General features: G+C 35.0%; 17 protein-coding genes. 8 read left to right on the top strand and 9 right to left on the bottom strand.

All coding sequences use genetic code 11. The features are described from left to right. Positions 1–7 precede the first annotated feature (7 nt). The 5 genes from DF185_RS14085 to DF185_RS14105 all read right to left on the bottom strand — a co-directional run bounded on the left by DF185_RS14085 (position 8) and on the right by DF185_RS14105 (position 5554). Entirely contained in the window at positions 8–2089 is a 2082-nt protein-coding gene (locus tag DF185_RS14085) for a carboxypeptidase regulatory-like domain-containing protein (protein WP_110361402.1), read from the bottom strand. Positions 2090–2094: 5 nt separating this feature from the next. Then, positions 2095–3048 (bottom strand): PorP/SprF family type IX secretion system membrane protein, encoded by a 954-nt coding sequence (locus tag DF185_RS14090; RefSeq protein WP_110361403.1) that lies wholly within the window; start codon positions 3046–3048, stop codon positions 2095–2097. 2 nt (positions 3049–3050) lie between these two features. After that, positions 3051–3668, bottom strand: a complete 618-nt coding sequence (locus tag DF185_RS14095) for a T9SS type B sorting domain-containing protein (protein WP_165836037.1) — start codon at positions 3666–3668, stop codon at positions 3051–3053. A 104-nt stretch (positions 3669–3772) separates the two neighbouring features. Beyond that, positions 3773–4774: a DNA polymerase III subunit delta gene (holA, locus tag DF185_RS14100; RefSeq protein WP_110361405.1), complete on the bottom strand. Its 1002-nt coding sequence runs from the start codon at positions 4772–4774 to the stop codon at positions 3773–3775. A 9-nt stretch (positions 4775–4783) separates the two neighbouring features. Beyond that, positions 4784–5554 (bottom strand): AMP nucleosidase, encoded by a 771-nt coding sequence (locus DF185_RS14105; RefSeq protein ID WP_110361406.1) that lies wholly within the window; start codon positions 5552–5554, stop codon positions 4784–4786. 61 nt (positions 5555–5615) lie between these two features. Between DF185_RS14105 and DF185_RS14110 the strand changes: the two genes are divergently transcribed. Further along, complete coding sequence (locus DF185_RS14110) at positions 5616–6074, top strand: type I restriction enzyme HsdR N-terminal domain-containing protein (protein ID WP_110361407.1); 459 nt, start codon at positions 5616–5618, stop codon at positions 6072–6074. On the opposite strand, the gene DF185_RS14115 is transcribed toward DF185_RS14110, so the two are convergent. The 4 genes from DF185_RS14115 to recR all read right to left on the bottom strand — a co-directional run bounded on the left by DF185_RS14115 (position 6061) and on the right by recR (position 12360). Next, entirely contained in the window at positions 6061–6597 is a 537-nt protein-coding gene (locus DF185_RS14115; RefSeq protein ID WP_110361408.1) for a GNAT family N-acetyltransferase, read from the bottom strand. The two genes, DF185_RS14110 and DF185_RS14115, sit on opposite strands and share 14 nt — an antisense overlap. Before the next feature lie 39 nt (positions 6598–6636). Next, positions 6637–9762 (bottom strand): PD40 domain-containing protein, encoded by a 3126-nt coding sequence (locus tag DF185_RS14120; protein ID WP_110361409.1) that lies wholly within the window; start codon positions 9760–9762, stop codon positions 6637–6639. Between the two features lie 326 nt (positions 9763–10088). Beyond that, a complete protein-coding gene (locus DF185_RS14125) occupies positions 10089–11393 on the bottom strand; it encodes a dihydrolipoamide acetyltransferase family protein (RefSeq protein ID WP_110361410.1) in 1305 nt (434 codons plus the stop codon). 346 nt (positions 11394–11739) lie between these two features. Further along, positions 11740–12360, bottom strand: a complete 621-nt coding sequence (gene recR, locus DF185_RS14130) for a recombination mediator RecR (protein ID WP_110361411.1) — start codon at positions 12358–12360, stop codon at positions 11740–11742. A 107-nt stretch (positions 12361–12467) separates the two neighbouring features. Here recR and DF185_RS14135 point away from each other — a divergent pair, with 107 nt between their 5' ends. The 7 genes from DF185_RS14135 to DF185_RS14165 all read left to right on the top strand — a co-directional run bounded on the left by DF185_RS14135 (position 12468) and on the right by DF185_RS14165 (position 21902). Next, entirely contained in the window at positions 12468–13901 is a 1434-nt protein-coding gene (locus DF185_RS14135) for a sodium:solute symporter (RefSeq protein WP_110361412.1), read from the top strand. Positions 13902–14055: 154 nt separating this feature from the next. Next, the gene (locus DF185_RS14140; RefSeq protein WP_110361413.1) at positions 14056–14913 is read left to right on the top strand and encodes a ChaN family lipoprotein; all 858 of its coding nucleotides are present in this window, start codon (positions 14056–14058) and stop codon (positions 14911–14913) included. 313 nt (positions 14914–15226) lie between these two features. Next, entirely contained in the window at positions 15227–17656 is a 2430-nt protein-coding gene (locus DF185_RS14145; RefSeq protein WP_110361414.1) for a PAS domain-containing protein, read from the top strand. Positions 17657–18589: 933 nt separating this feature from the next. Then, on the top strand, positions 18590–19321 hold the full coding sequence (locus tag DF185_RS14150) for a TlpA family protein disulfide reductase (RefSeq protein ID WP_110361415.1): 732 nt from the start codon (positions 18590–18592) through the stop codon (positions 19319–19321). A 132-nt stretch (positions 19322–19453) separates the two neighbouring features. Then, entirely contained in the window at positions 19454–19786 is a 333-nt protein-coding gene (locus DF185_RS14155; RefSeq protein WP_110361416.1) for a hypothetical protein, read from the top strand. Positions 19787–20108: 322 nt separating this feature from the next. Continuing rightward, positions 20109–20930, top strand: coding sequence for a DUF4412 domain-containing protein (locus DF185_RS14160; protein ID WP_110361417.1), 822 nt, complete (start codon positions 20109–20111; stop codon positions 20928–20930). 129 nt (positions 20931–21059) lie between these two features. Continuing rightward, the gene (locus DF185_RS14165; RefSeq protein WP_110361418.1) at positions 21060–21902 is read left to right on the top strand and encodes an FKBP-type peptidyl-prolyl cis-trans isomerase; all 843 of its coding nucleotides are present in this window, start codon (positions 21060–21062) and stop codon (positions 21900–21902) included. Positions 21903–22258: the final 356 nt, after the last annotated feature.

Raw genomic sequence — 22258 nt, forward strand, 5'->3', positions numbered from 1 at the left:
TGTTTTTCTAAAATGCTTCTAACAATTTAACTGTTAAAGCTGGTTTGCCAGGATCGTATCCTTCGGCTTTGTATTCAACTCTATTTTTTGTAATTCCCTTCGAAATTACATATTCTGCAGCTTGAGAAGCTCTTTCTAAGCTAACAATTTTATTATCTCTTTTGCCATTGTCAAAGTTTGTGTAACCTATAATTTGAATGGCAATATTTGGGTTTACAATCAATAAGTTTGCTAAATTATCCAGTTCAAGTATGGTGTTTTTACTTAGTTCTGCCGAGTTTTTTTCATATTCAACACCAAAGAGTTGCATGTTTTCATTTTTATTGAACTTTTGCAATTCTATTTGCTCAAATTGATCCGATTGATATCGATAATTTGTAATCACTTTTGTGAAATAACCATCTTTTCGGATGATAACATCATATGATTTTGAAGGATCGATATCTTGTGTAAATTCCCCGTAGTCATCTGTTTCGCATAAACTATTAATCTTATAACTACGATTAATCAGTTCTATGTTGGCTTGCTCCAATGCACGTCCAGAAAATTCATCAACAACACTTCCTTTAAACTTTACCCAGGGAGTTGTTTCCATGGATATATTTAGTTGTTTAGGAGTAGCCCCATTCTGAGCAAAATAAAGAATTCTCTTCGTTTTATAGCCTGGTTTACTAACTATTAAGCTGTAGTTTTTATGATCGAAAATATCTATTTTAAACATTCCATTTTCACTACTTTGTGTTGATTTTTCTCTGGATAAATTATCCATTAGAACAATATCAACATCAGGAATGGGTTTCTTGGAATATCTATCAACCATTCTTCCGTGTATGGCTGTTATGGTTTCTGGATTTTGGATAAATGAGAAGATATCATCGTTTCCTCTACGGTTCGATGAAAAATAACCACTTTCTTTCGATCCTTTAAAAATGAATCCAAAATCATCTTTTTCAGAATTGAAAGGAAGACCAATGTTTACAGGATAAGTCCAACTATTCTGTTCAAATGTTGTTTTAAAAATATCCAAACCTCCAAAACCAATGTGCCCATCAGAGGCAAAATACAAGAAATTATCATCGCCAATGAAAGGAAACATTTCGTTACCAGATGAATTAACAGTTGGTCCAAGATTAATTGGTTTACTCCATGCAAATCCAAGTTTTCGACAAACGTAAATGTCAGTTCCTCCATATCCACCTTTCATATTAGATATGAAATACAAGTACCTTCCATCAGAAGATATGCTAGGATGACCAATGGAATAGGCGCGACCTGAAAAAAGGAACAATTCAGGTTTATCCCATGATTTTCCATTAAAGCGTGAAGTATAAATATTTAACTCCGATTTGCCCTCAAGGTTTACATGACCTTTGTTGCGAGTAAAAAAAATGAATCGCTCGTTTGGTGTAAAGCAAGCTGGACCTTCGTGATATTTAGAATTAAAAGTTTCACTAAATGGAATTGGATCTACAAAACTATCTCCTATTTGTTCTGTGTAGTACAAATCAAGATAATGTTCCCCTGTTCTGCCATCAATTTCTTTTGAGGTTTTGTTATGACGCCCCGAAACAAAGATCAAACCATCCTTGTAAAGAGCAGATGCAAAATCGGACTGAGGAGAATTTATACCAATAGGTTTTACAATAAACTGTTGATTGTCCTCTAATTCGTTGATAAGGTTACAGGACAGAATTAAATTTTGAATGTTTTTATCTCGAGGATTAAGCTTGGCGTATTTTTCAAACCAAACTTTTGCTTCTGTATAATTTCTACTTCTTTTTAAAAGATGAGCATAGCTAAGAAAATCCTTTGAATTGGCTCTAGGGTCAACAACTAACTTTTCCAATAAATAAAGAGCCTCAGTATCTTTATTGATGTTTACATAGCATTCCGCTAATTTTCTTTTTACGTCAATATCATTTGAACTTTCCAGATATTTTTCAAAGTAATTGATTGCATGGGCAAACTCACTATTCTTAAAATATCGATTGCCTTTTTCAACCAATTGAGATTGTGCAAATGAAGAGATACTTCCTAAATTGATTAGAAAAAATACTAATATGATATTTATTCCAGCTTTACTGTTCATGATACTTAGAAATATCGTGGTGATGTAATTTTGCTCTTTTTTAAAGATAAATTGTAATTTAATATTATTTCGTGATTTGTAAAGCCTTTTGATCTATATTTTCCAAAATATTTTTCATAAGAATATGAAAATCTTAGTTTCTGGCTCAATTGATATCCAATAATACCAGCCCAGGAATCATCCGTTCTGTATCCCATACCAATAGAAACACCACTTTTGTGAACGATATCAAAATTTGCCATAGCAGTTGTTGCACCTGAATAGGAGCTAACGATTAAAACAGATGGTTTAAACTCAAACTCTGGACTTAAAGGAAAGGTAGCTCCTGCTCCCAAATAACACACTGTGTTTTTGAATTTAAATTTCATGTTCTCCGAAAATCCTTCTGTGTCAGGTTGATCGTTCGATAGTAATCTTGGTGCTGAAAAACCTAAATAATATTTAGGAGTGTAATAATAAAAACCAATTCCAAAATTAGGGACCCATGTTGAAATATCCTGATCAGGAAAAGCAGGATCATTGGGAGATGGAAAGTTAGGATCGTAAGTTCTTAATTCTGTCCAATTAATTTGCTTGTTGATAAATCCAGCCTGAATTCCCATAGATAAAGTTCCTTCGAGGCTAACTTGCAAGTGGTAGGCATAATTGAAAAATACGGCATTATCTTTTTGTATACCAAACCTGTTGTTGTATACAACTGCACCCAAACCAAAATTGGTATAATTTACAGGAGCTTGTATCGATAAAACAGCTGTTTCAGGCGATCCTTCTACATCTACCCATTGGTTACGATAGGCAAGTACCGCTTCCATAAAGCGACTACTACCAGCATAAGCAGGATTGTAGAATAATCGGTTATAAGAAAAATTTGAAAATCGGATGTCTTCTTGTGCCCACGATCTAAGAATGGGTAATAAAAGTAGTCCAATTGATATTGTAATTTTGTAAAGTTGATTCATTCTCAATATTTAACCACAATATAACCACTTTTTACATATTCCTTATCCTTAATAATTAGCTTAAAGAAATAAGTTCCTTTAGGCAATTTATCTCCAGGACCAAGTTTTACTCCTGCATTATTGTAACTACCATCCCAGGCTTCCTGGTTATTGTAGTTTTTCTTTTCGTAAACTTTGGTTCCCCAACGAGAGAATACGATAAACTCGTTTTCCGGATAATTTTCAATTCCTTTAATGTAAAATTTGTCGTTAATATTGTCGTTGTTCGGTGAGAATGCCGAAGGTATTAATAGTTCAACCTGATTGGGATCAAGAACACTAACCACAATAAGAGCCTTACTACAGCGTTTTCCCTGATCACATATTTCGTAATAAATCGTGTCAGTTCCGAAACTCATCTCGTATGGATAATATACCATTAAGGTATTGTCTTCTATTAAATAAGCTTTCCCGAACTGATCAGTTTGTCGTACTATAGATTTTTCGATCTCTTCCTTAGATGTAAAACTGTCATTTTTTAGGAAGTCGATTTCAATATAAACCACCTCGCTAGCCGAACTTTGGTTTGTAATGGAAACCGTATCGTTTTTGGCAACTGGTGGTTCACCTGTTTGTCCCATACACAATATACTTGTGCAGAGAGAAAGTCCTAGTAATAGTAGTCTAATGGGTAGATTTATTCTCATATTAGGGTGTTGCGTAAAATTAAGTTTTAACGCTGCTGCTAATGGAGAATTTTAAAAATTAACTCTTTTAAAAGATCTCCTTGTTTCGTTCCTGCATCACCAAATCCTTTCGATCTTAAATCATATTCTCGCAACATCTCGATAATCGAAACCAATTTTTTTGGATTGTAATTTCTCGATGCAAGTTTATAATCTTTTACGAAATACGGATTGATTCGCAAGCTCGAAGCAACAACTTTTTCGTTTGTTTTATTTTTTAAGAAATAATACTTTAAAACTTTGGAGAAATACGAGTGTAGTAGGGCAATGGTTACAACGAGTGGATGATTTTTTTCGTTGGTAGAAAAATAGTTTATGATTTGATTGGCCTTTAATACATCTTTTTTACCTAATGCATTTTGAAGTTCAAAGTTGTTGTAATCTTTTGATATTCCGATGTTTTTCTCAATATCAATCGGTGTGATTGTATTGCTGTTGGTAATATTTATGGTTAGCTTTTCTATGGCATTGGTAATTTTACCTAAATCGTTGCCTAGGAATTCAGCCAATAGGAATGCGGCCTTATTATCAACTTTATATTTTAAGTTTGCTGCATACTTTTTAATCCAATCGGGAATCTGATTATCGTATATTTTTTTTGATTCGAAAAGAATCCCATTTTGATCCACATCTTTGGTGAAAGCTTTTCTCTTATCCAGTGATTTGTACTTGTAATTAATCACCAAAATGGTTGATTGCAATGGATTTTTAACATACGAAGAAAGTTGATCTATATTCTTGATGTTTTGTGCTTCGCGCACAACTACAACTTGTTTTTCGGCCATCATAGGAAATCTTCTGGCAGTAGTAACAATGGTACCTATGTCAGTATCTTTCCCATAAAGAATGGTTTGATTAAAATCTCTTTCATGCTCAGGTAAAGCATTATCAATAATATAATCGGTAATCTTATCAATAAAGAAACTTTCTTCTCCCATTAAAAAGTAAACAGGAGCAAATTCTTTTTTCTTAAGGCCTTTAAATATCTCTTCGTATGTCATTGTTCAAACTTAAAATCTAAGGTGTTTTACAGATTGGCGATTGTGCATGATCTCCTTTAAAGCTTCAATTCCAACTTCTAAATGTTCATTCACGTAGCTATCGGTTACCAATGCATCACTTTTATCTGTTTTAACACCTTCCGAAATCATTGGTTGATCTGATACCAAAAGCAATGCGCCAACTGGAATTTCATTATAGAAACCAACCGTAAAAATGGTAGCTGTTTCCATATCTATTGCCATAGCGCGAGTTTTGGTTAAGTATTTTTTGAAACGTTCGTCGTATTCCCAAACACGTTTGTTGGTGGTAAAAACCGTTCCTGTATAATATTCTTTATTTCGATCAGATATTACCTGAGAAACTGCCATTTGTAATGAATATGCTGGTAAAGCAGGGACTTCTGGAGGAAGGTAGTCGTTTGATGTACCTTCACTTCGAATTGCAGCAATTGGTAGAATTAAATCGCCTAATTTGTTTTTTCTTTTCAATCCACCGCATTTTCCAAGGAAAAGAACGCCTTTAGGCTTAATTGCACTAAGCAAATCCAAAATTGTTGCCGCATTCGGACTTCCCATTCCAAAATTGATAATGGTAATACCATCGGCCGATGCATTCGGCATTGCTTTGTCTTCGCCTAAAATTTCACAATTGTGCCATTCGGCAAAAAGTTCCACATAATGGTTGAAGTTTGTAAGCAAAATATATGGAGTGAAATCTGAAAGTTCTCGACCTGTATATCTTGTAAGCCAGTTTTTTACAATTTCTTCTTTGGTCTTCATGAATGTGTAGCGGTTTTTATAAGGAATAATCTTGTAACTTTAGCCGATCAACAGCTTTTTTATGGAAAATTTAAATTTACCAACTTATTCTTTCAAAATAAAATCTGATCTGCAAAGAAAACTAATTTTCGACAGTATCCGAAAGAAGTATGTAGTATTAACTCCGGAAGAATGGGTGAGGCAAAATTTTATTCGATTTTTGGTTGAAGAAAAAGATTATCCAGCGTCATTAATAGCGGTTGAAAAAAAAGTTGATGTTAACCTGCTGCCACAGCGTAGCGATATTGTTTTATACAACAGCAATGCCAATCCGATTATGATTGTGGAATGTAAAGCGAGCAAAATAAAGATTACTCAGGATGTGTTCAATCAGATTGCTCGTTACAATATGAAACTAAGAGTTCCATTTTTGGTTGTAACCAATGGGCTAAGACATTTTTGTTGTTATATGGATTACGAAAAGAAAAGCTTTAAATTTTTGGGAGATATCCCCAATTATCAAACAATTAAAGACTTGTAGTATTTATTTTTTGAAGTAAATACTCATCCAACCATCCATTTTGAGTTTTTATCCAATCCTTTTTTAAGCCTACTATTTCGAACCCTTGGTTTTGGAAAAGTTTTAAACTGGCCTCGTTTTTAGATGTGATGTTACAGTATAGCTGATGAATTTGCAGAACGGAAAAGGCATAATCGCATAAAGTTTCTAAAGCTTCGGTTGCATAACCTTTTTTCTGGTGTTCCCTGTTGTTAATAGAGATTCCAATTCCGGCATGTTGATGAAACGGATCAAAATCAAAAAGATCTATTAATCCAATAGGTTCATGATCTGCTTTTCTTTCAATGACCAAACGTAGTTGCTTACTTTCAAAAATATCCAGGTGGCTTGTTTCCAGGTATTGCTTTAAAACAAATAAAGAGAATGGTTTAAGAGTATGACTAACTTCCCAAATTGAGGAATCATTTTCCCAACTGTAAAGCAATTTTAAATCGGTTGGTTCAAGAGCTCTTAAACGAATGTTATTATTCTCTAAAATTTGCATTTTATAGTACTTTATGGACTTATTTATACGAGTTGTAGATTAATGCTTGTTATACCATTTAATCTCTCTGGTAAAGGCATCAAGGTATCCTTTTTTAACTACAGTAGAAAGACGACTTTTTGCTTTTGCCTGCGACGAGAATTTTTGAAAAGTATACCTGGACAATCCATCTTTACCATTAAACAATTGCACGTTGCCTGTTCCTAAATTATCGAAATAGTTTAAAGGACGAGCATTCTTTAAGGCCATTACCTGAATGGTATAATAGTTCTCAGTTTCTAGTGAATTATTGGCTGGTAAACGTTCTCCTCGCAATGATTTTCTTACAAAGGCATCCCAATAGCCATTTTTTAACACTGTACCCAAATCAAGAATTGCATCTCGTTTTGAATTGTATGAGCCATAAGTGTATCGATACAACCCGCTCTTATCAACAAACACACTCACATTTCCTAAATCTTTAAAATAGCTTAAAGGCTTAGGATAACGCAATGCCATAACTTGAATGGTATAAGTTGAAGATCCAGTATATTGTACGCCAGAGTAAAGTAATTCATCGTTTATGACAGTTCTAATAAAGGCATCCCAATAACCCATTCTTATTAGTCGATTCATAACCTTAACCGCTTTGTCGTATGATTTGAATTTGCGGTAAGTGAATCGAGTTAAACCATCTTCACCAACATATACTTTTACATTATCCAGATTCTCAAAAAACTCAGCTTCGATAGGAATCTTAAGTGCCATAATCTGAATGGTGTAATAAATTTCACCACCTTTTTCTTCTTTGGCTAATTTATCGTTGGTTAAAATTTTAATAGTAGGTGATTTGAATCCTTTTTTGGCAATTACTTTTTGTACTTTACTAGCCTCTTTGTAATCTTTAAACTTGCCATAGGTGTAATGATATTTATTATCAGGGCCTTTGGTTTCAATCACTCCATCCAATTTCTCGAATAATTCAGGACGTGGAGAGTTAAAGTTTCCTAAATCCAAAGTAAATGCAAGAGCACCCGAGTCAATAGCTTTGATATCGGACTGCTTAGAATCAATTGTAGATTCTTTTTGTATTGACTTTTCTTTCTTGATTATCGGTTTATCCTTTATTTCTTTTTGAATTGCTTCATCAACTTTTGCCAGTTCTGTTACTTTATCAGGTACGCTAACTTTAGTTGGTGTACTTACTTTATCAGGAGTACTAACATTTGGCAATACTTTAGGTGTTACAACACCATTAGAAGGTATCGAAATATTCGAATCCGTTTTGGATTTGGTAACAGGTGTCTCTTTTCGAACCGTATTACTTTCCTTTAGCTTTTCAGTATTCTTACTTTGATCTATTCCACTAGTATCTATTGATTTTTGACTGTTGATGATGCTATCCTTCTTAATTTCTTTTCTTGCTTCAACAACAGGTTCAACTTTAGCAACACTATCTTGTTTTACTTCAGGAGTAGCGAATTGTTTATTCTCAGGAATTGAATCTTTGCTGCTTTCCAAAGCACCAACCTGATTTAGTTTACTCTCTTCAAAATCGATTAATTGAATCGTCTGAGGATAATCCGCTTCATCTTTAGTACGCAGAGTTAATGGCAAAAGAGTAATAACACTATGGTTTTCTTTGTTGGCATATTCGAGAGGAATATTCAGAACTGTTCTTAAAGTTCTGTAACCTTCCGCAACAATTTCGATTTCATATCTTTTTCCAGCATCAATGATGAACAAAAATTTACCAGTAGCAGTGTTTGGTGTATAAATACCAATTGTTTTTCCATTTTTGCTTACTGTAACTTTAGCTCCTCCAACAGCTTTGCCATTGGTGTTTACGATCTTTCCTTTCAGCACAAAAAGACCAGCTTGATCAGCATCAGGAGTTTTGATTAAGAAGATGTCAGTTCTACCTAAACTACCAGTACGATATGAAGCAAAGTAAGCTCTTTTTCCGTCCGGAGTAGGAGTGTAGTAGATGTCATCATCAGTTGAGTTGATTGGATATCCAACATTTACAGGCGTAGTCCAACGTCCTTTAATGTTGACACTCTTAAAAATATCGAGGCCGCCCATTGTTTTATGTCCAGCTGAACTGAAGTATAAAGTTTTTCCATCAGGATGGATAAAAGGAGCATCGTCGTTGTATTCTGTATTGATGGCAGGTCCCAAATTTTTTGCTTTACCCCACTTGCCATTTGGAAGCTTGGTTACTGTGTAAATATCCATTCCTCCATATCCTCCGGGTCTATCACTAGAGAAAAATATGGTTCGGCCATCTGCGGAAATAGAGATATGACTTTCCTTGCTCTTGGAATTAATGTTTGGTCCTAATTTTTTGGCTTCCGACCATTCATTTCCTTTTAACCTACTCACATAGATATCTCCACCTTCTGATTCTTTTCGACTCAAGTATCCTGCTTTATAAATATAAAGCTCTTGGCCATCAGCCGAAATTGAAATTGACGCATCGTGGTCTATGGTGTTAAGTTTTGGAATTCCCATTGGTTCACTCCATATTCCATTTTCTTTATGCGCGATGTATATATCCTCAAAGTACTGACCATCGATATCAAGTTTACTACCTGTACCATTTCTACGAGAGGTGAAAATCATTGTACTTTCATCAGCTGTAACACCAGGACTGTGCTCAGCAAATTCGGTATTGATTTTATTCCCTAAGTTGACAATGGAGATATTTACTGGATTTTTCACCAATTCTAAACCATTTTTACACATCTTAATTTCGCGTTGTATTTCGTTGCGAAACTCTGTGTTTTGTGGTGAAATAATTTGTTGTAAGTCTTTGTAGACTTTTAGTGCTTCCCTGAATTGATAATTGGTGTGATAGGCTTTTGCCAGATTATAATACACATCAATAGCAACATTGTTTTTTGAGCTGGTGTATTGAATAGATTTTTCAATTAAATCGACTGATTTAGATTTTTCGGAAACAATATTTAGATAGCACAATCCAAGTTTAAAATTCAAATCAGCATTGCGCGAAGCTTGATCTAACAACTCTTTGTAAATGCTGGCAGCCTTAGAATAATTTCCATTTGCCAGAAATTTTTCGGCAATTTGGTACTTTCTACGATCTTTTATTTTTTGCTTTTTAGGGCTAGCATTTAGAGAGTACGGACTACAAATCCCTATATAAATAGAGAAAATGACCATTAAAATTGTCTTTGTGGAAGAAGACAATTGCAGTTTTAGCTTAGGGCCTGTAATGGGTTTTATATGTTTTAAACTAATTAACAATAACTAAATATAACTTTTATAAGTTAATAACGCCAGAGAATCTGATAAAAAAGATGTAATTGTTAATAAAAACTTCCTTTATATCAGGTTTATTTACCTTTTTATAAATGTAATTATATAATTCTGCAATAAATAGACAAAATAAATAAAAATGTAACATTATTTAGGCATACCTATTTATAAAACACAAAAAAAAGCCGAAGAATAAGATTCAACGGCTTAATTTTATACTAAAAATACAATTATATATTTCTATCAGTGTCAAAATTCTCAAGGTATTCAGCAACTCGTTTTAGGAACATTCCACCAAGTGCACCATCAACAACTCTGTGGTCGTAAGATAGGGAAAGAACCATAATGTTTCTGATTCCAATGGTGTCTCCTTGAGGAGTTTCAATAACCGCTGGCTTCTTTTTAATTGCACCAACTGCAAGAATAGCAACTTCAGGCTGGTTGATAATTGGCGTACCTGTAGTACTACCAAATGCTCCCAAGTTGGTAATGGTGAAAGTGCTTCCCTGAATTTCATCTGGTTGCAATTTGTTCGCTCTGGCGCGATCAGCCAAATCGTTTACCTGCTTGGTAATTCCTACAAGGTTTTTCTCATCAGCCGATTTGATTACAGGCACAATTAAATTTCCACTAGGCAAAGCTGTTGCCATACCAATGTTTATGAATTTCTTGCGAATAATCTTGTCTCCATCAACAGAAACATTAACCATTGGGTAATCTTTCAAAGCTTTTGTAACGGCTTCCACAAAAATAGGAGTGAAGGTTAATTTCTGCCCTTGTTTTTGAAGGAATTCGTTCTTTACTTTGTTTCTCCATTGCACAAGGCCAGTAACGTCAACATCAATAAACGAGGTTACGTGAGGCGAAACCTGTTTCGATTGAACCATGTATTGTGCGATAAGTTTTCGCATGCGATCCATTTCAATGATTTCAACATTTTCGCCATTGTAGGATTGATGTGAAACCGGAGAAGGCGCAGAACTTACTGGAGCAACGATTGGTTCCGAAACTACAGTTTGTGATTCTTTATTTTCAATGAATTGAAGAATGTCTTTTTTGGTGATGCGTTTGTTTTCACCCGAACCTTCAATTTGATTTAATTCTTGTAAACTTACATTTTCTTCCTGGGCAATTTTGCGAACCAAAGGAGAGATGAATGAACCATTTTCAGTTTTACTTGCTAGTTTTGGTTCAGCTTCAACAGTAGCTTCTTCTTTCGGCAATTCAAAAACGATTTCTTCTTCCACCGTTGCAGGTTCAGAGCTCTTAATTTCTTCATTACCTAATTCTTCGCCATCAGGAACTATTATGGCTACCACATCACCTACTTGGGCAACATCACCTTCTGCGAATAAGAATTTTGCAATTTTCCCCGATTGAGGAGCTGGAATTTCCGAGTCAACTTTATCGGTAGCGATTTCGATAATCGATTCTTCTTCTTCAACCAGGTCTCCTTCTTTTTTTAGAAATTGTGTAATGGTTGCTTCTGTGATTCCTTCCCCCATTGCTGGAATCAATATTTCAATTTTAGCCATGTGTGATTGTTTTTTTGATACCCATTAAGTTAGGCAATCCCGATGAATATTTACATAGAAATCGGGCATAGTGTTTAATTGATTGTGTTTATTTAGTCTAAATACTATGCGAATTTAATAAAATTGAAGAAAAAGACAAACGTATCCGAAGATACAATTTATCGATAAGGAGATAGATAGAATTTAAAGCTTCAAGTATAAAGTATAAAGTATAAAGTATAAAGTATAAAGTATAAAGTGGGCCAGATGTTTGTGTGCATTGCATCTTCTCCTGAACTTTGCACTAACTGCTAACTGCTAACTGCTAACTGCTAACTGCTAACTGCTAACTGCTAACTGCTAACTGCTACAAGTTCTGATTGAAAGGAGTACGGTGTAGAATCGATCTTCCTAGCGTAATTTCATCGGTGTATTCCAATTCATCACCAATGGATACACCACGTGCAATGGTTGTTATTTTTACATCAAACTTATTCAGTTTTTTATACAGATAGAAGTTTGTTGTATCGCCTTCCATGGTGGTACTTAAGGCAAGAATAACCTCTTTCATTAATCCTTCATCGGCTTTTGCAATTAAAGGAGCAATTTGCAAATCGCTTGGGCCAATTCCATCCATGGGAGAGATGATTCCGCCCAACACATGATAGATTCCATTGTATTGCTGCGTGCGTTCTATCGACATTACATCACGAATACTTTCAACCACACAAATGGTTTCATGGTCGCGCTTTGGGTTTGCACAGATATCACATACATCGGTATCGGAAATATTATAGCAAGATTTGCAGTGCTTTATTTCATCGCGAAGTTGAGTAATTGAGGAGCCAAAACGGTGCACATCTTCCTTTGGCTGATTTAGCAAATGCAAAACCAGGCGCAATGCAGTTTTCCTTCCAATGCCAGGAAGTTTAGAAAATTCGGCAACTGCATTTTCCAATAATTTAGATGGGAAGTTGGTGTAGCTCATCTTGTCTTCAATTCTAAGTTTAGCTCAAAAGTAATAAAAAACCTTTCAGGTTTCTGAAAGCTGATCGCTTTGATTATTTTTGATCTTCATTCTTAAAAAGATTAACTGTGACTCCAATTACCATACTATCTGTTGTTGTTGGGTATTTTGCCCTTCTTTTATTGATATCCTATTTTACAGGTCGCAAGGCCGATAACAAAGGCTTTTTTGTAGGAAACAAGCAATCGCCATGGTATGTTGTTGCCTTTGGTATGGTCGGAGCATCCTTATCGGGCGTTACTTTTATATCGGTGCCAGGTTGGGTAAAATCCATAGACTTTACCTACATGCAAATGGTGTTGGGCTATATGTTGGGCTACATTGTTGTGGCCAATATTCTTTTGCCACTGTATTACAAATTAAATCTGACCTCGATTTACACCTATTTGGATGGCCGATTTGGCAAGGCTTCCTATAAAACGGGAGCATCATTTTTCCTGTTATCGAGAACCATTGGCGCATCATTCCGATTGTTTTTAATGGCCAATGTTTTACAGATAACCGTGTTCGATGCTTGGGGCGTTCCTTTTGCAGTTACAGTATTAATTACCATTCTGTTGATTTGGCTATATACCTTTAAAGGAGGAATTAAAACCATTGTATGGACCGATACCTTACAAACCTTATTCATGCTGCTCGCTGTTGGAGTTAGTATCTTCCTGATCATGGACAAATTGAATCTGAACATTTCGGGATTAACAAACATGATCAGCGAAAGCGAATATTCACAGGTATTTGTATTTGATGATTGGCAGAGCAAACAAAATTTCTTCAAACAATTTTTTACCGGAGCATTTATTACCATTGTAATGACTGGCTTGGATCAGGATATGATGCAAAAGAACTTGAGTTGTAAAAACCTGGCGGAAGCCAAGAAAAACATTTACTGGTATGGATTTGCTTTTATTCCTGCCAATTTGTTGTTCCTTGTTTTAGGTGCTTTGTTATTGATTTTCGCTCAACACGAAGGAATTGCAATTCCCGAACGCGGTGATGACTTGTTCCCATTGTTGGCAACACAGTATTTGGGTCCGGTGGTGAGTCTTTTCTTTTTGGTGGGATTAATGGCTGCAGCCTACTCAAGTGCCGACTCAGCATTAACCTCGCTTACCACATCGTTTACCGTTGATATTTTAGATGCCGATGAGAGCGACGAGGCAAGAACCAGAAAATTACGCCGCCAGTCGCACCTGCTGTTTTCTGCATTATTGCTGGTTGTAATCATGATATTCAGGGCAATAAACGATGATTCGGTAATTGCTGCCATTTTTACTGTGGCAGGTTATACTTACGGTCCACTTTTGGGACTTTATGCCTTCGGATTATTCACCAAACTGCAAGTAAAAGACAAATTGGTGCCGGTAATAGCCATTCTTTCTCCAATCATTTGCTACATCCTTAAATACAATTCTATGGATTGGTTCGGAATTACCATTGGATTTGAATTGTTGATGATTAATGGAGCGTTAACCTATATTGGATTGTTTTTTATTAAGAAATAATTTTAACCACAAAGGAAAGTAAAGGATATCACGAAGTAACACAAAGGCTTTTTCATGTTTATTGTCTGATTTTCAATCTGAATTGTCCTGAGTTTTAACTCTGGTAACTCAATGAAGTTTTCTTATCTTAGATAGTAATTCAAAAATCACACTCATGAAAAAACTCATTTTTCTAGCCTTTATTCTAATGGCCTTTAGCAATGGAAATCCAACCTACCGATTATTCAAAGAGAATGGCAAGCCAATAAAATATCAGAAAATGGTGAAACAAATAGCCGATGCCGATATCGTTCTGTTTGGCGAGTTGCACAATAATCCCATTTCGCATTGGCTGGAATTGCAGGTAACCAAAGATATGTATACACTTCATGGTAATAACTTGGTTTTGGGAGCCGAAATGTTCGAAGCCGATAACCAGAAATTTGTTAGCATGTATGTAAAAGGGGAGATGGATGAGGAGAGCTTTATGGATACCACGCGCTTGTGGGAGAATTACAAAACCGATTACAAGCCATTGCTTGATTTTGCCAAAAACAACAATCTACATTTTGTAGCCAGTAACATTCCGCGCCGTTATGCATCGAAGGTTTTTAAAGGAGGTTTTGAGGCATTGGAAGAATTAAATGATCAGGAAAAAAGCTGGGTTGCGCCTCTACCTGTACAGTACGATGCCGAATTGCCAGGCTACAAAGCCATGAAAAAAATGGGCATGCACATGAGTGCCGATAAGTTGGATAATTTCCCAAAGGCACAAGCCATAAAAGACGCTACCATGGCATACTTTATATTGGAAAACTGGAGCAGAGGACAACAGTTTATCCACTACAATGGGGCTTATCATTCGAACAATTACGAAGGAATAATCTGGTATTTAAAACAAGCCAATCCTGATTTAAAGATTGTAAGCATTTATACCGCAACAGCCGATGATATTCGCAACATGGATCCAAAATTGAAAGGGAAGAATACTTATTGTATAGTTGTTCGTGAGGATATGACCAAAACCTATTAAGTAGGTAAAAAAATATGAATTGTTAGTAAGTTCCATGTAATCAGTTGTGGTGTGTGGGGTAGTATATCCCTTTTGTTGAATCTGTTCAGAACCGAAAAACCAGTTGTTTTACATTTTATTTGTAGATATATATCTGTAAATATGAATATTATGCCTAAAAGATGCCTTAAAAACTAATTTTTATTATTATATTAATAATACGATAAAGATTAGCTACCGATCTATACCCTTCTATTTATAGTGATTCAACACGTTTGTGTTGATAATCTTTTTGGAAACAAAATTTATAGTAACTGGCACTATACTTAAGGATATGTTTGCAAAAGCAGATAAAAAGCAAGTAAGAATACAAGACCCTGAATTAATAGATGCATATAAAAGATTAGAGGAGAGTGAAGAAAGATTTCAACTCGCTATGAAAGCCTCTAATGATGGGTTGTTTGACTGGAATCTTAAAACAAATTCGATTTATTACTCTCCGGGGTGGAAAAAAATGTTGGGATATGAAGACTGTGAGCTCCCAAATGACTTCTCCGTTTGGGAAAAATTAACGGATACTGAGGATGCAGAGAGAGCCTGGGAGTTGCAAAAGAAATTGATTGCAAAAGAAATTGATCGTTTTGTTATCGAGTTTAAAATGAAACACAAGGATGGACATTGGATCGATATTCTTTCGCGAGCCGAAGCAGTTTTTGATAAGCATGGAGAGGCGCTTAGAATTGTAGGTACACATGTTGACGTAACAGAGCGAAATAAAGCCAAAGCGAAATTAAAAGACAGTAAGAATTATTTGTCTGCAGTATTTAATAATACTCAGGATATTCAAATTTTATCGGAGTATGTAAGTCACAGAAAATTTAAAGTTGTTGCGGTAAACAAATCATTCCTCACAAAATTGAATCAATTTGAAATTCATTTATCAGAAGAAGATATTCTAGGTAAGGATTTAAAAGATCTGGTGATTGATATGCTTGCTCTTGATGAAAGAATTTGCAATTACACATTGAACAACTATCAGAAAGTAATTGAAACAGACAAAAAAATATCCCATACCGAAAAGGTTGTTCTTAATAGCGCTCCATATTATTCGGAAACAACATACATTCCTATTCATAGTTCGGAAGATGGAACAAAGTTGGTTTTGTACAATTCCAGTGATATTACAAAAGAAAAAGTATCATTAAAAAAACTGAAATATAGTGAGGAGCGTTTTGCCCTTGCGGTAAAAGGATCTAATGATGCCATTTGGGATTGGAGTGATTTGGATAGCGATTTATATTGGTGGTCTGATAGAATGTATGAAATTCTAGGATACAAACCAGGTGAAGTTGAGGCTAGAATTTCGAACTGGATAAAGTGGATGCATCCCAAGGATTCTGGGAAGGTATTGAAAGTACTTACCAATCACCTTGAAAAGAATGATGCTTACCAAGTGGAGTTTAGAATGAAGAAAAAGAATGGGGAGTATGTATGGTTGTTTGCCCGTGGTGAATCGGTGCGAGATGAAAAAGGTAAACCAGTGCGTATGGCAGGATCGGTTTCTGATATCACCGATAGGAAAAGAACGGAAGCTGAATTAATAAAAGCCAAAAATAAGGCGGAAGAGAGTGACCGATTGAAATCAGCTTTTTTGGCCAATATGAGTCATGAAATACGAACACCCATGAACGGGATTTTAGGATTTGCAGAATTACTTAAAACCCCTAAAATAAGGAGTGTGAAGAAGGAGAAATACATCGATATTATCGGAAAAAGTGGCACACGAATGCTAAATATCATTAATGATATTATCGATATTTCTAAAATAGAATCGGGTTCGATGGAATTGGAATTGAGCGATTCGAATGTGAATGAACAAGTAGAATATATCTATGCTTTTTTTAAACGCGAAGTGGAAGAGAAGGGATTGATGCTGCAGTATCATAATGGATTGCCTAGCGAAGAAGCTTTGATTACAACCGACCGAGAAAAGCTATTTGCCATTTTAACCAACCTGGTTAAAAATGCAATTAAATGTACTAAAAAGGGCATTATTGAATTTGGGTATTTGAAAAAGAATAAGGATCTGGAATTTTTTGTAAGAGACACTGGGCATGGTGTGCCAAAACATCGAATTGGGGTAATTTTCGATCGTTTTGTTCAAGCAGAAAATATTGAAGAAATCGATAGGCAAGGAGTTGGATTGGGCTTATCTATTACCAAATCGTATATTGATATGCTTGGCGGTAAAATCTGGCTTGAAAGCGAAGAGGGTTTTGGTTCTACCTTTTATTTTACCATACCATATCAAATTCTATCGGAAGAAGAAAAGCTGGTTAAAAATGGTAAGGATGGTGAAGATTATAACGAACTGTTGAAATTGGAATTGAATGTTCTGATAGCCGAAGATGATGCTGTATCGAGTGCTTTGCTTGCAAATTTTATGGAAAAATACAGTAATAAAGTCCAGCAAGTAAGCTCAGGAATAAAAGTTGTTGAAGCCTGCAGAAATTCTTCAGATTTTGATTTGATATTAATGGATATGAGAATGCCTGAACTTAACGGTTACGAGGCTACCCGAAATATCAGAAAGTTCAATAAAGATGTGGTGATTATTGCTCAAACTGCCTATGGCTTGTCAGGCGATAGAGAAAAAGCCATTGATTCAGGATGCAACGATTACCTTTCCAAACCAATTCGTAAAAAAGCATTGGTTTCATTGCTAGATAAGTATTTTGGTAACGGACGAGCTAAGAAAAGCTAATTCCTGTATAGAAAAGAGAGAGCAAACCCGAAGGTTTGCTCGTGCATTAATTGTTAATTAACTACTACTAATGGGGTATTGTAGTTTCTTTATAATCTTAAATAGGCTTGCCTACATAAGACCCTATATTTTTTATTTTTCTTTAAATTTAATTATGGCGCTAAGTTATGAAATAAAAACTGAACAATAACAAAAAAATAACGAAGAAATTTATGATTCGTATAAAAATATAAGTTGGCAAATTTGACAAGCCTTTGTATGAAAAATATTACTTACCTTACTAGATTCTATATTATTTGTAATGCTAAATGAATTTAATATCATTAGCAAAGTCAATAATAATGAGAAATCCTTTTTCTTGAGCCAATTTGCCTGCAAAGCTGCAATTAATATACTTTAATGCTACTATTTATTGAAAAATAGGTATCGCAAATGATGAAGCCACTGTATTGCTACAAAAATGACCATTGAAACTCTGGAAAAAGGCATATTCGTACAAATATGGCCTTTGCAAGGCTTGAAAAGGCCACATTGATGACAAAAACAAGTAATTCAATAGAATAAATGTTAGTATTTGTGCAAAAACGGCCATTTATTTACTTTCAAAGCTTCTATTTGTACAAAAACGAGCATTGCCAAAGAAGAAAAGCTCATTTTTGCGCAAAAACGACAATTTCTTTAAGTTTTTCGTTCGTATTTGTACAATTATGACGATTACAGGACTTGCAAAGCCAAATGTGTTGGCAATATCTTCATTGCAACACTTTCAATGCAGGATTTAACGCTAATATCACAGATTGTGTATTTATATGTTAATAATAGTACTTGAATAAATGTTTTGAATCAAAATATTTATAATAGGAACAAAAAACAACGGAATAATTGATTATAATTTTGTAGGTTTAGTGTGGTGTATTAAAAAATATTCAACTTATGAAATTACAATTTATATTAAAACAATTACTTGCCATTTTATTTGTAGCATCTAGCTTAAGCTCTTTTGCACAGGATAAAGTTTATCGAGATGTTGATGGAAATTGGATCACTCAGGAAGAGTTCGATTCCTATATTTATTGGGGTGAATGCCTTAGTCCGATACCGGATTATCATGATAATAAAAAGGCATTTAAAAAGTTTTTTCGAAACTATAAGAAAAACAAATCAGAGGGCATACAACTCCTAAAAGCTGATAAAGATGTGCTTCAGCGTAAGATGGAAGTAACGTTAAAGCGCATAAAAGTAGAAAATAACCTGGGTAAAGAACTGCCAAATTTTGTTGCTACCGATCTCGAAGGAAATGTATATAATATTTCAGAATTGAAAGGAAAGGTTCTGGTGTTTAATTATTGGTATACTGGTTGTATACCTTGTCTTACTGAGGTGCAAGCTTTAAACAGACTGGTCAAAAAATATCAGGATAATAAGGATGTTGTGTTCATTTCATTTGCCCCTGATGCTTTGGAAGAGCTTAAGGAACATTTAAAAGAGTATTCATTTTTGTATCCTACAGTGCAATTTTCTAAAGAATTGCGTTCGCTAATGAAATTAAATTCTTACCCTACAAATGTTGTTATAGGTAGAGATGGTAAATATCTATTTCAGAGTAATGGAGTAGGTTTTGGTTGTGTTCGTTTTATCGACAAAGCGATTCAAAAAGCCCTGTAGATTATTCTAGGATATTATAATAATAGCTCTTTGTAATTAGATCCGGATAGTCTTGATTTTCAATTCATTTGAAATACTCTCAATGTCGCATAATTTCTTTCGCGTGGTAGCGAGATTATAATTGTTGAATTAATGGAATATAAGAATACACCAAAAAAGCTTTCATTCATTTCTGGAGTTGTAATATTGATTTGGTTGTTGATATTAACCTATGATGAAATTCAAAGGTTTTTATTTCTGTATAAATGGACTCGTATCAACCCACTATTGCCAGATAAATTAGAAGGGTATTATTTAATACATACAATAATGTTGTTGGCAATATTAATTGTTGTTGGCATTTTTAATCTTAAGAACTTCAAATGGATGAACTGGTATGTACCAATTGGCTCAATTATCCTTTTGTTTATGGTGCCATATATTTCTGATTTTACGAGAGAATTACTTTACAGATTATACTTTTAAAAGTAATAATGCTTCTGCTAGCCCTGATTTGCAATTAGGGCTCATGGAGCCATAGGATTTAAAATCCATTTAGTAGAATACGATTTGAGGTGTAAAAATTAAAAATATCGACCTGTCAGGTTTTCAAAACCCGACAGGTCTTTTTTTACCTTCAGAATTGTATCATATCGCAAAGCCGACCTTCCTTTTCTTGACTTGCTTCGCCATATTCCTTAATTTTATTCTTACTCAAAAAATAACCTCTCTTTGGCTTTATCGAAGCATTAAATTTCCGATGAAGTTTATACCGCAATAAGAATTTTAAAGCTTTAAAAAAGAAAAAATGAAACGGAAAAATTTGCTGGTAGCCATGTTTTTTAGCGCATTGCTTGTGCTGGCTTGTTATCAGCCATTATCGGCAGGATGGATTATTAAATCGAAAACTACCAGCGAGTATGAGAGCAGTTGGAGCGAAATGTATTTGCAGAACAATGTATTTAAAATGGTTGATAAGGATCACATTTTCATTCTGAATGGGAATACACGCGATCTTACTTTTGTAAATGTGCAAGAGAATACTTACTGGAAAGGAAATCTTGATGATTTCAAGAACCGTATGAAAGAGTTTTTTGGCAAAGCAATGGATCAGTATTCTGCTCAAATGGAGGAGGCAATGAAAAACCTTACACCCGAACAGCGTGAAATGATGAAGCAAATGGGGGCGAATAATCCGATGCTTAATAAAATGCAAGGCACAAAAACAAAACCACCAGTGGTAGAAGTTGTGCGAACTGGTGAAGTAATGACTATTGTAAAAAGATCTGCCAGAAAGTACATCGTAAAATCGGATGGCAAGAAGATGGAAGAGGTTTGGTTGGCTGAAAATATGATTTCGAAGAAGGATTGGGATCCTAAAATATTCAGGGAGTTGGCCGAAAGCATGCGTATGGGAATTGCCTCGACCGAATATGAAGATAGCGAGCAATATTGGAAGCTTGGGGATAAGGGAATTCCTCTAAAAACGGTTTATTTTCAGGATGACTATAAATCTGTTGATGAGGTGGTGGAATTGACAGAGAAAAACCTTCCTGCATCTACTTTTGTGCCACCTTCGAATTGTAAGGAGGTGAGCTTGGATCATATTTTCCAGAATATGGAAGAGTAGGGTATTGGCAAGGAGTTAATTTTACAGCTGAATAGTTCTTCGTTTTTTTAATGGCTCAAAAGAGCTTTTTTCTAATTTGTAAGTGCTGTATTTCATTATATTTGTTGTCCTAACACAAAATCAACAAAAATGAAGTACAACTTACTGGCCTTGGTATTGGCATTTGTGGCAAGTTCATGTTCAAGTTCGAGCGATGGAAACAAAGACTACCGAGAAGAAAATGAAGCAGAGATTGCTGCTTATGTAGCAGAAAACAATCTTCTTGCAACAAAATCGACATCGGGTTTATATTACGTAATTGAGGATGAGGGTGAAGGTAAAAATATCAGCTTGATATCGGATGTGACATTAACTTACAAAGGTTACACGACTAATGGAGAAGTATTTGACACCACTCGAGATGATTTGGTTTCATTCAACCTACAAGGTGTAATTGCTGGGTTTGCAGAAGGTTTGTCTTATCTTAACGAAGGAGGTAAGGCTACTTTAATAATTCCTGCACATTTGGGCTATGGCAGTAAGGATCATGGTAACATATTGGCAGGATCGGTTCTTATTTTCGAAGTAGAGGTATATTCACCTTCAATGATTGCTGAGAAAAATGATGCGGATATTCAGGCCTATATCGAAAAGGAAGGATTGGATGCCACAAAAACAGCATCGGGTTTATACTACACCATGGATGAAGCAGGAACAGGAGCTCAACCAACGTCTGAATCGAAAGTGAAAATTGCTTATGAAGGCAGCTTTTTAAATGGAAAGAAGTTTGATGAGAGTGGTACACTGGGAGTTGAACTTGAGCTAAGCAAAGTAATTGATGGTTGGAAGGAAGGTATTCCGTTATTTAAAGAAGGAGGAAGCGGAAAGTTGATTATTCCGGCACATCTGGCATATGGCAGCTACAATTACAGTGCAATACCTGGTGGTTCGGTATTGGTTTTCGATATTGATTTGTTATCGGTAATTGAATAAGATTTATAACCTTAGTTCGGTTTAAAATATTGTCACAGTTTACACTGGTTTTGAGTAGAAATATTCTCAAATTTCCGAAGGAATATCGGGATATTTCGAGGTGATTTGAGGATATTTATGCCAAAAGCAGGTAAATTCTTTGAAAAAATCATCTTCATCCAATCTTTACTTTAAAAGCTCTTCAAAATATCCCGATATTCTTTCAGATTTTTAAAACAAATCTTGAATAAATCTGATTTTCTGTGTCGGATATTTTAAATCGAACTCAGGTTTATAGAATAAAGGCAGTATTAATGCTGGGCTTTATGGCGAAATAAAAGAAAATCCAAGGTTCTGCCTTGGATTTTTTTGTGCCT

Source organism: Marinifilum breve, from assembly GCF_003202155.1.
GTDB classification, from domain to species: Bacteria; Bacteroidota; Bacteroidia; order Bacteroidales; family Marinifilaceae; genus Marinifilum; species Marinifilum breve.

Excerpts from the sequence above, each read along its gene's own strand:
- DF185_RS14085 (WP_110361402.1), bottom strand. The coding sequence starts at position 2,089 with ATGAACAGTAAAGCTGGAATAAATATCATATTAGTATTTTTTCTAATC.
- DF185_RS14090 (WP_110361403.1), bottom strand. The coding sequence starts at position 3,048 with ATGAATCAACTTTACAAAATTACAATATCAATTGGACTACTTTTATTA.
- DF185_RS14095 (WP_165836037.1), bottom strand. The coding sequence starts at position 3,668 with ATGGGACAAACAGGTGAACCACCAGTTGCCAAAAACGATACGGTTTCC.
- holA (WP_110361405.1), bottom strand. The coding sequence starts at position 4,774 with ATGACATACGAAGAGATATTTAAAGGCCTTAAGAAAAAAGAATTTGCT.
- DF185_RS14105 (WP_110361406.1), bottom strand. The coding sequence starts at position 5,554 with ATGAAGACCAAAGAAGAAATTGTAAAAAACTGGCTTACAAGATATACA.
- DF185_RS14110 (WP_110361407.1), top strand. The coding sequence starts at position 5,616 with ATGGAAAATTTAAATTTACCAACTTATTCTTTCAAAATAAAATCTGAT.
- DF185_RS14115 (WP_110361408.1), bottom strand. The coding sequence starts at position 6,597 with ATGCAAATTTTAGAGAATAATAACATTCGTTTAAGAGCTCTTGAACCA.
- DF185_RS14120 (WP_110361409.1), bottom strand. The coding sequence starts at position 9,762 with ATGGTCATTTTCTCTATTTATATAGGGATTTGTAGTCCGTACTCTCTA.
- DF185_RS14125 (WP_110361410.1), bottom strand. The coding sequence starts at position 11,393 with ATGGCTAAAATTGAAATATTGATTCCAGCAATGGGGGAAGGAATCACA.
- recR (WP_110361411.1), bottom strand. The coding sequence starts at position 12,360 with ATGAGCTACACCAACTTCCCATCTAAATTATTGGAAAATGCAGTTGCC.
- DF185_RS14140 (WP_110361413.1), top strand. The coding sequence starts at position 14,056 with ATGAAAAAACTCATTTTTCTAGCCTTTATTCTAATGGCCTTTAGCAAT.
- DF185_RS14145 (WP_110361414.1), top strand. The coding sequence starts at position 15,227 with ATGTTTGCAAAAGCAGATAAAAAGCAAGTAAGAATACAAGACCCTGAA.
- DF185_RS14150 (WP_110361415.1), top strand. The coding sequence starts at position 18,590 with ATGAAATTACAATTTATATTAAAACAATTACTTGCCATTTTATTTGTA.
- DF185_RS14155 (WP_110361416.1), top strand. The coding sequence starts at position 19,454 with ATGGAATATAAGAATACACCAAAAAAGCTTTCATTCATTTCTGGAGTT.
- DF185_RS14160 (WP_110361417.1), top strand. The coding sequence starts at position 20,109 with ATGAAACGGAAAAATTTGCTGGTAGCCATGTTTTTTAGCGCATTGCTT.
- DF185_RS14165 (WP_110361418.1), top strand. The coding sequence starts at position 21,060 with ATGAAGTACAACTTACTGGCCTTGGTATTGGCATTTGTGGCAAGTTCA.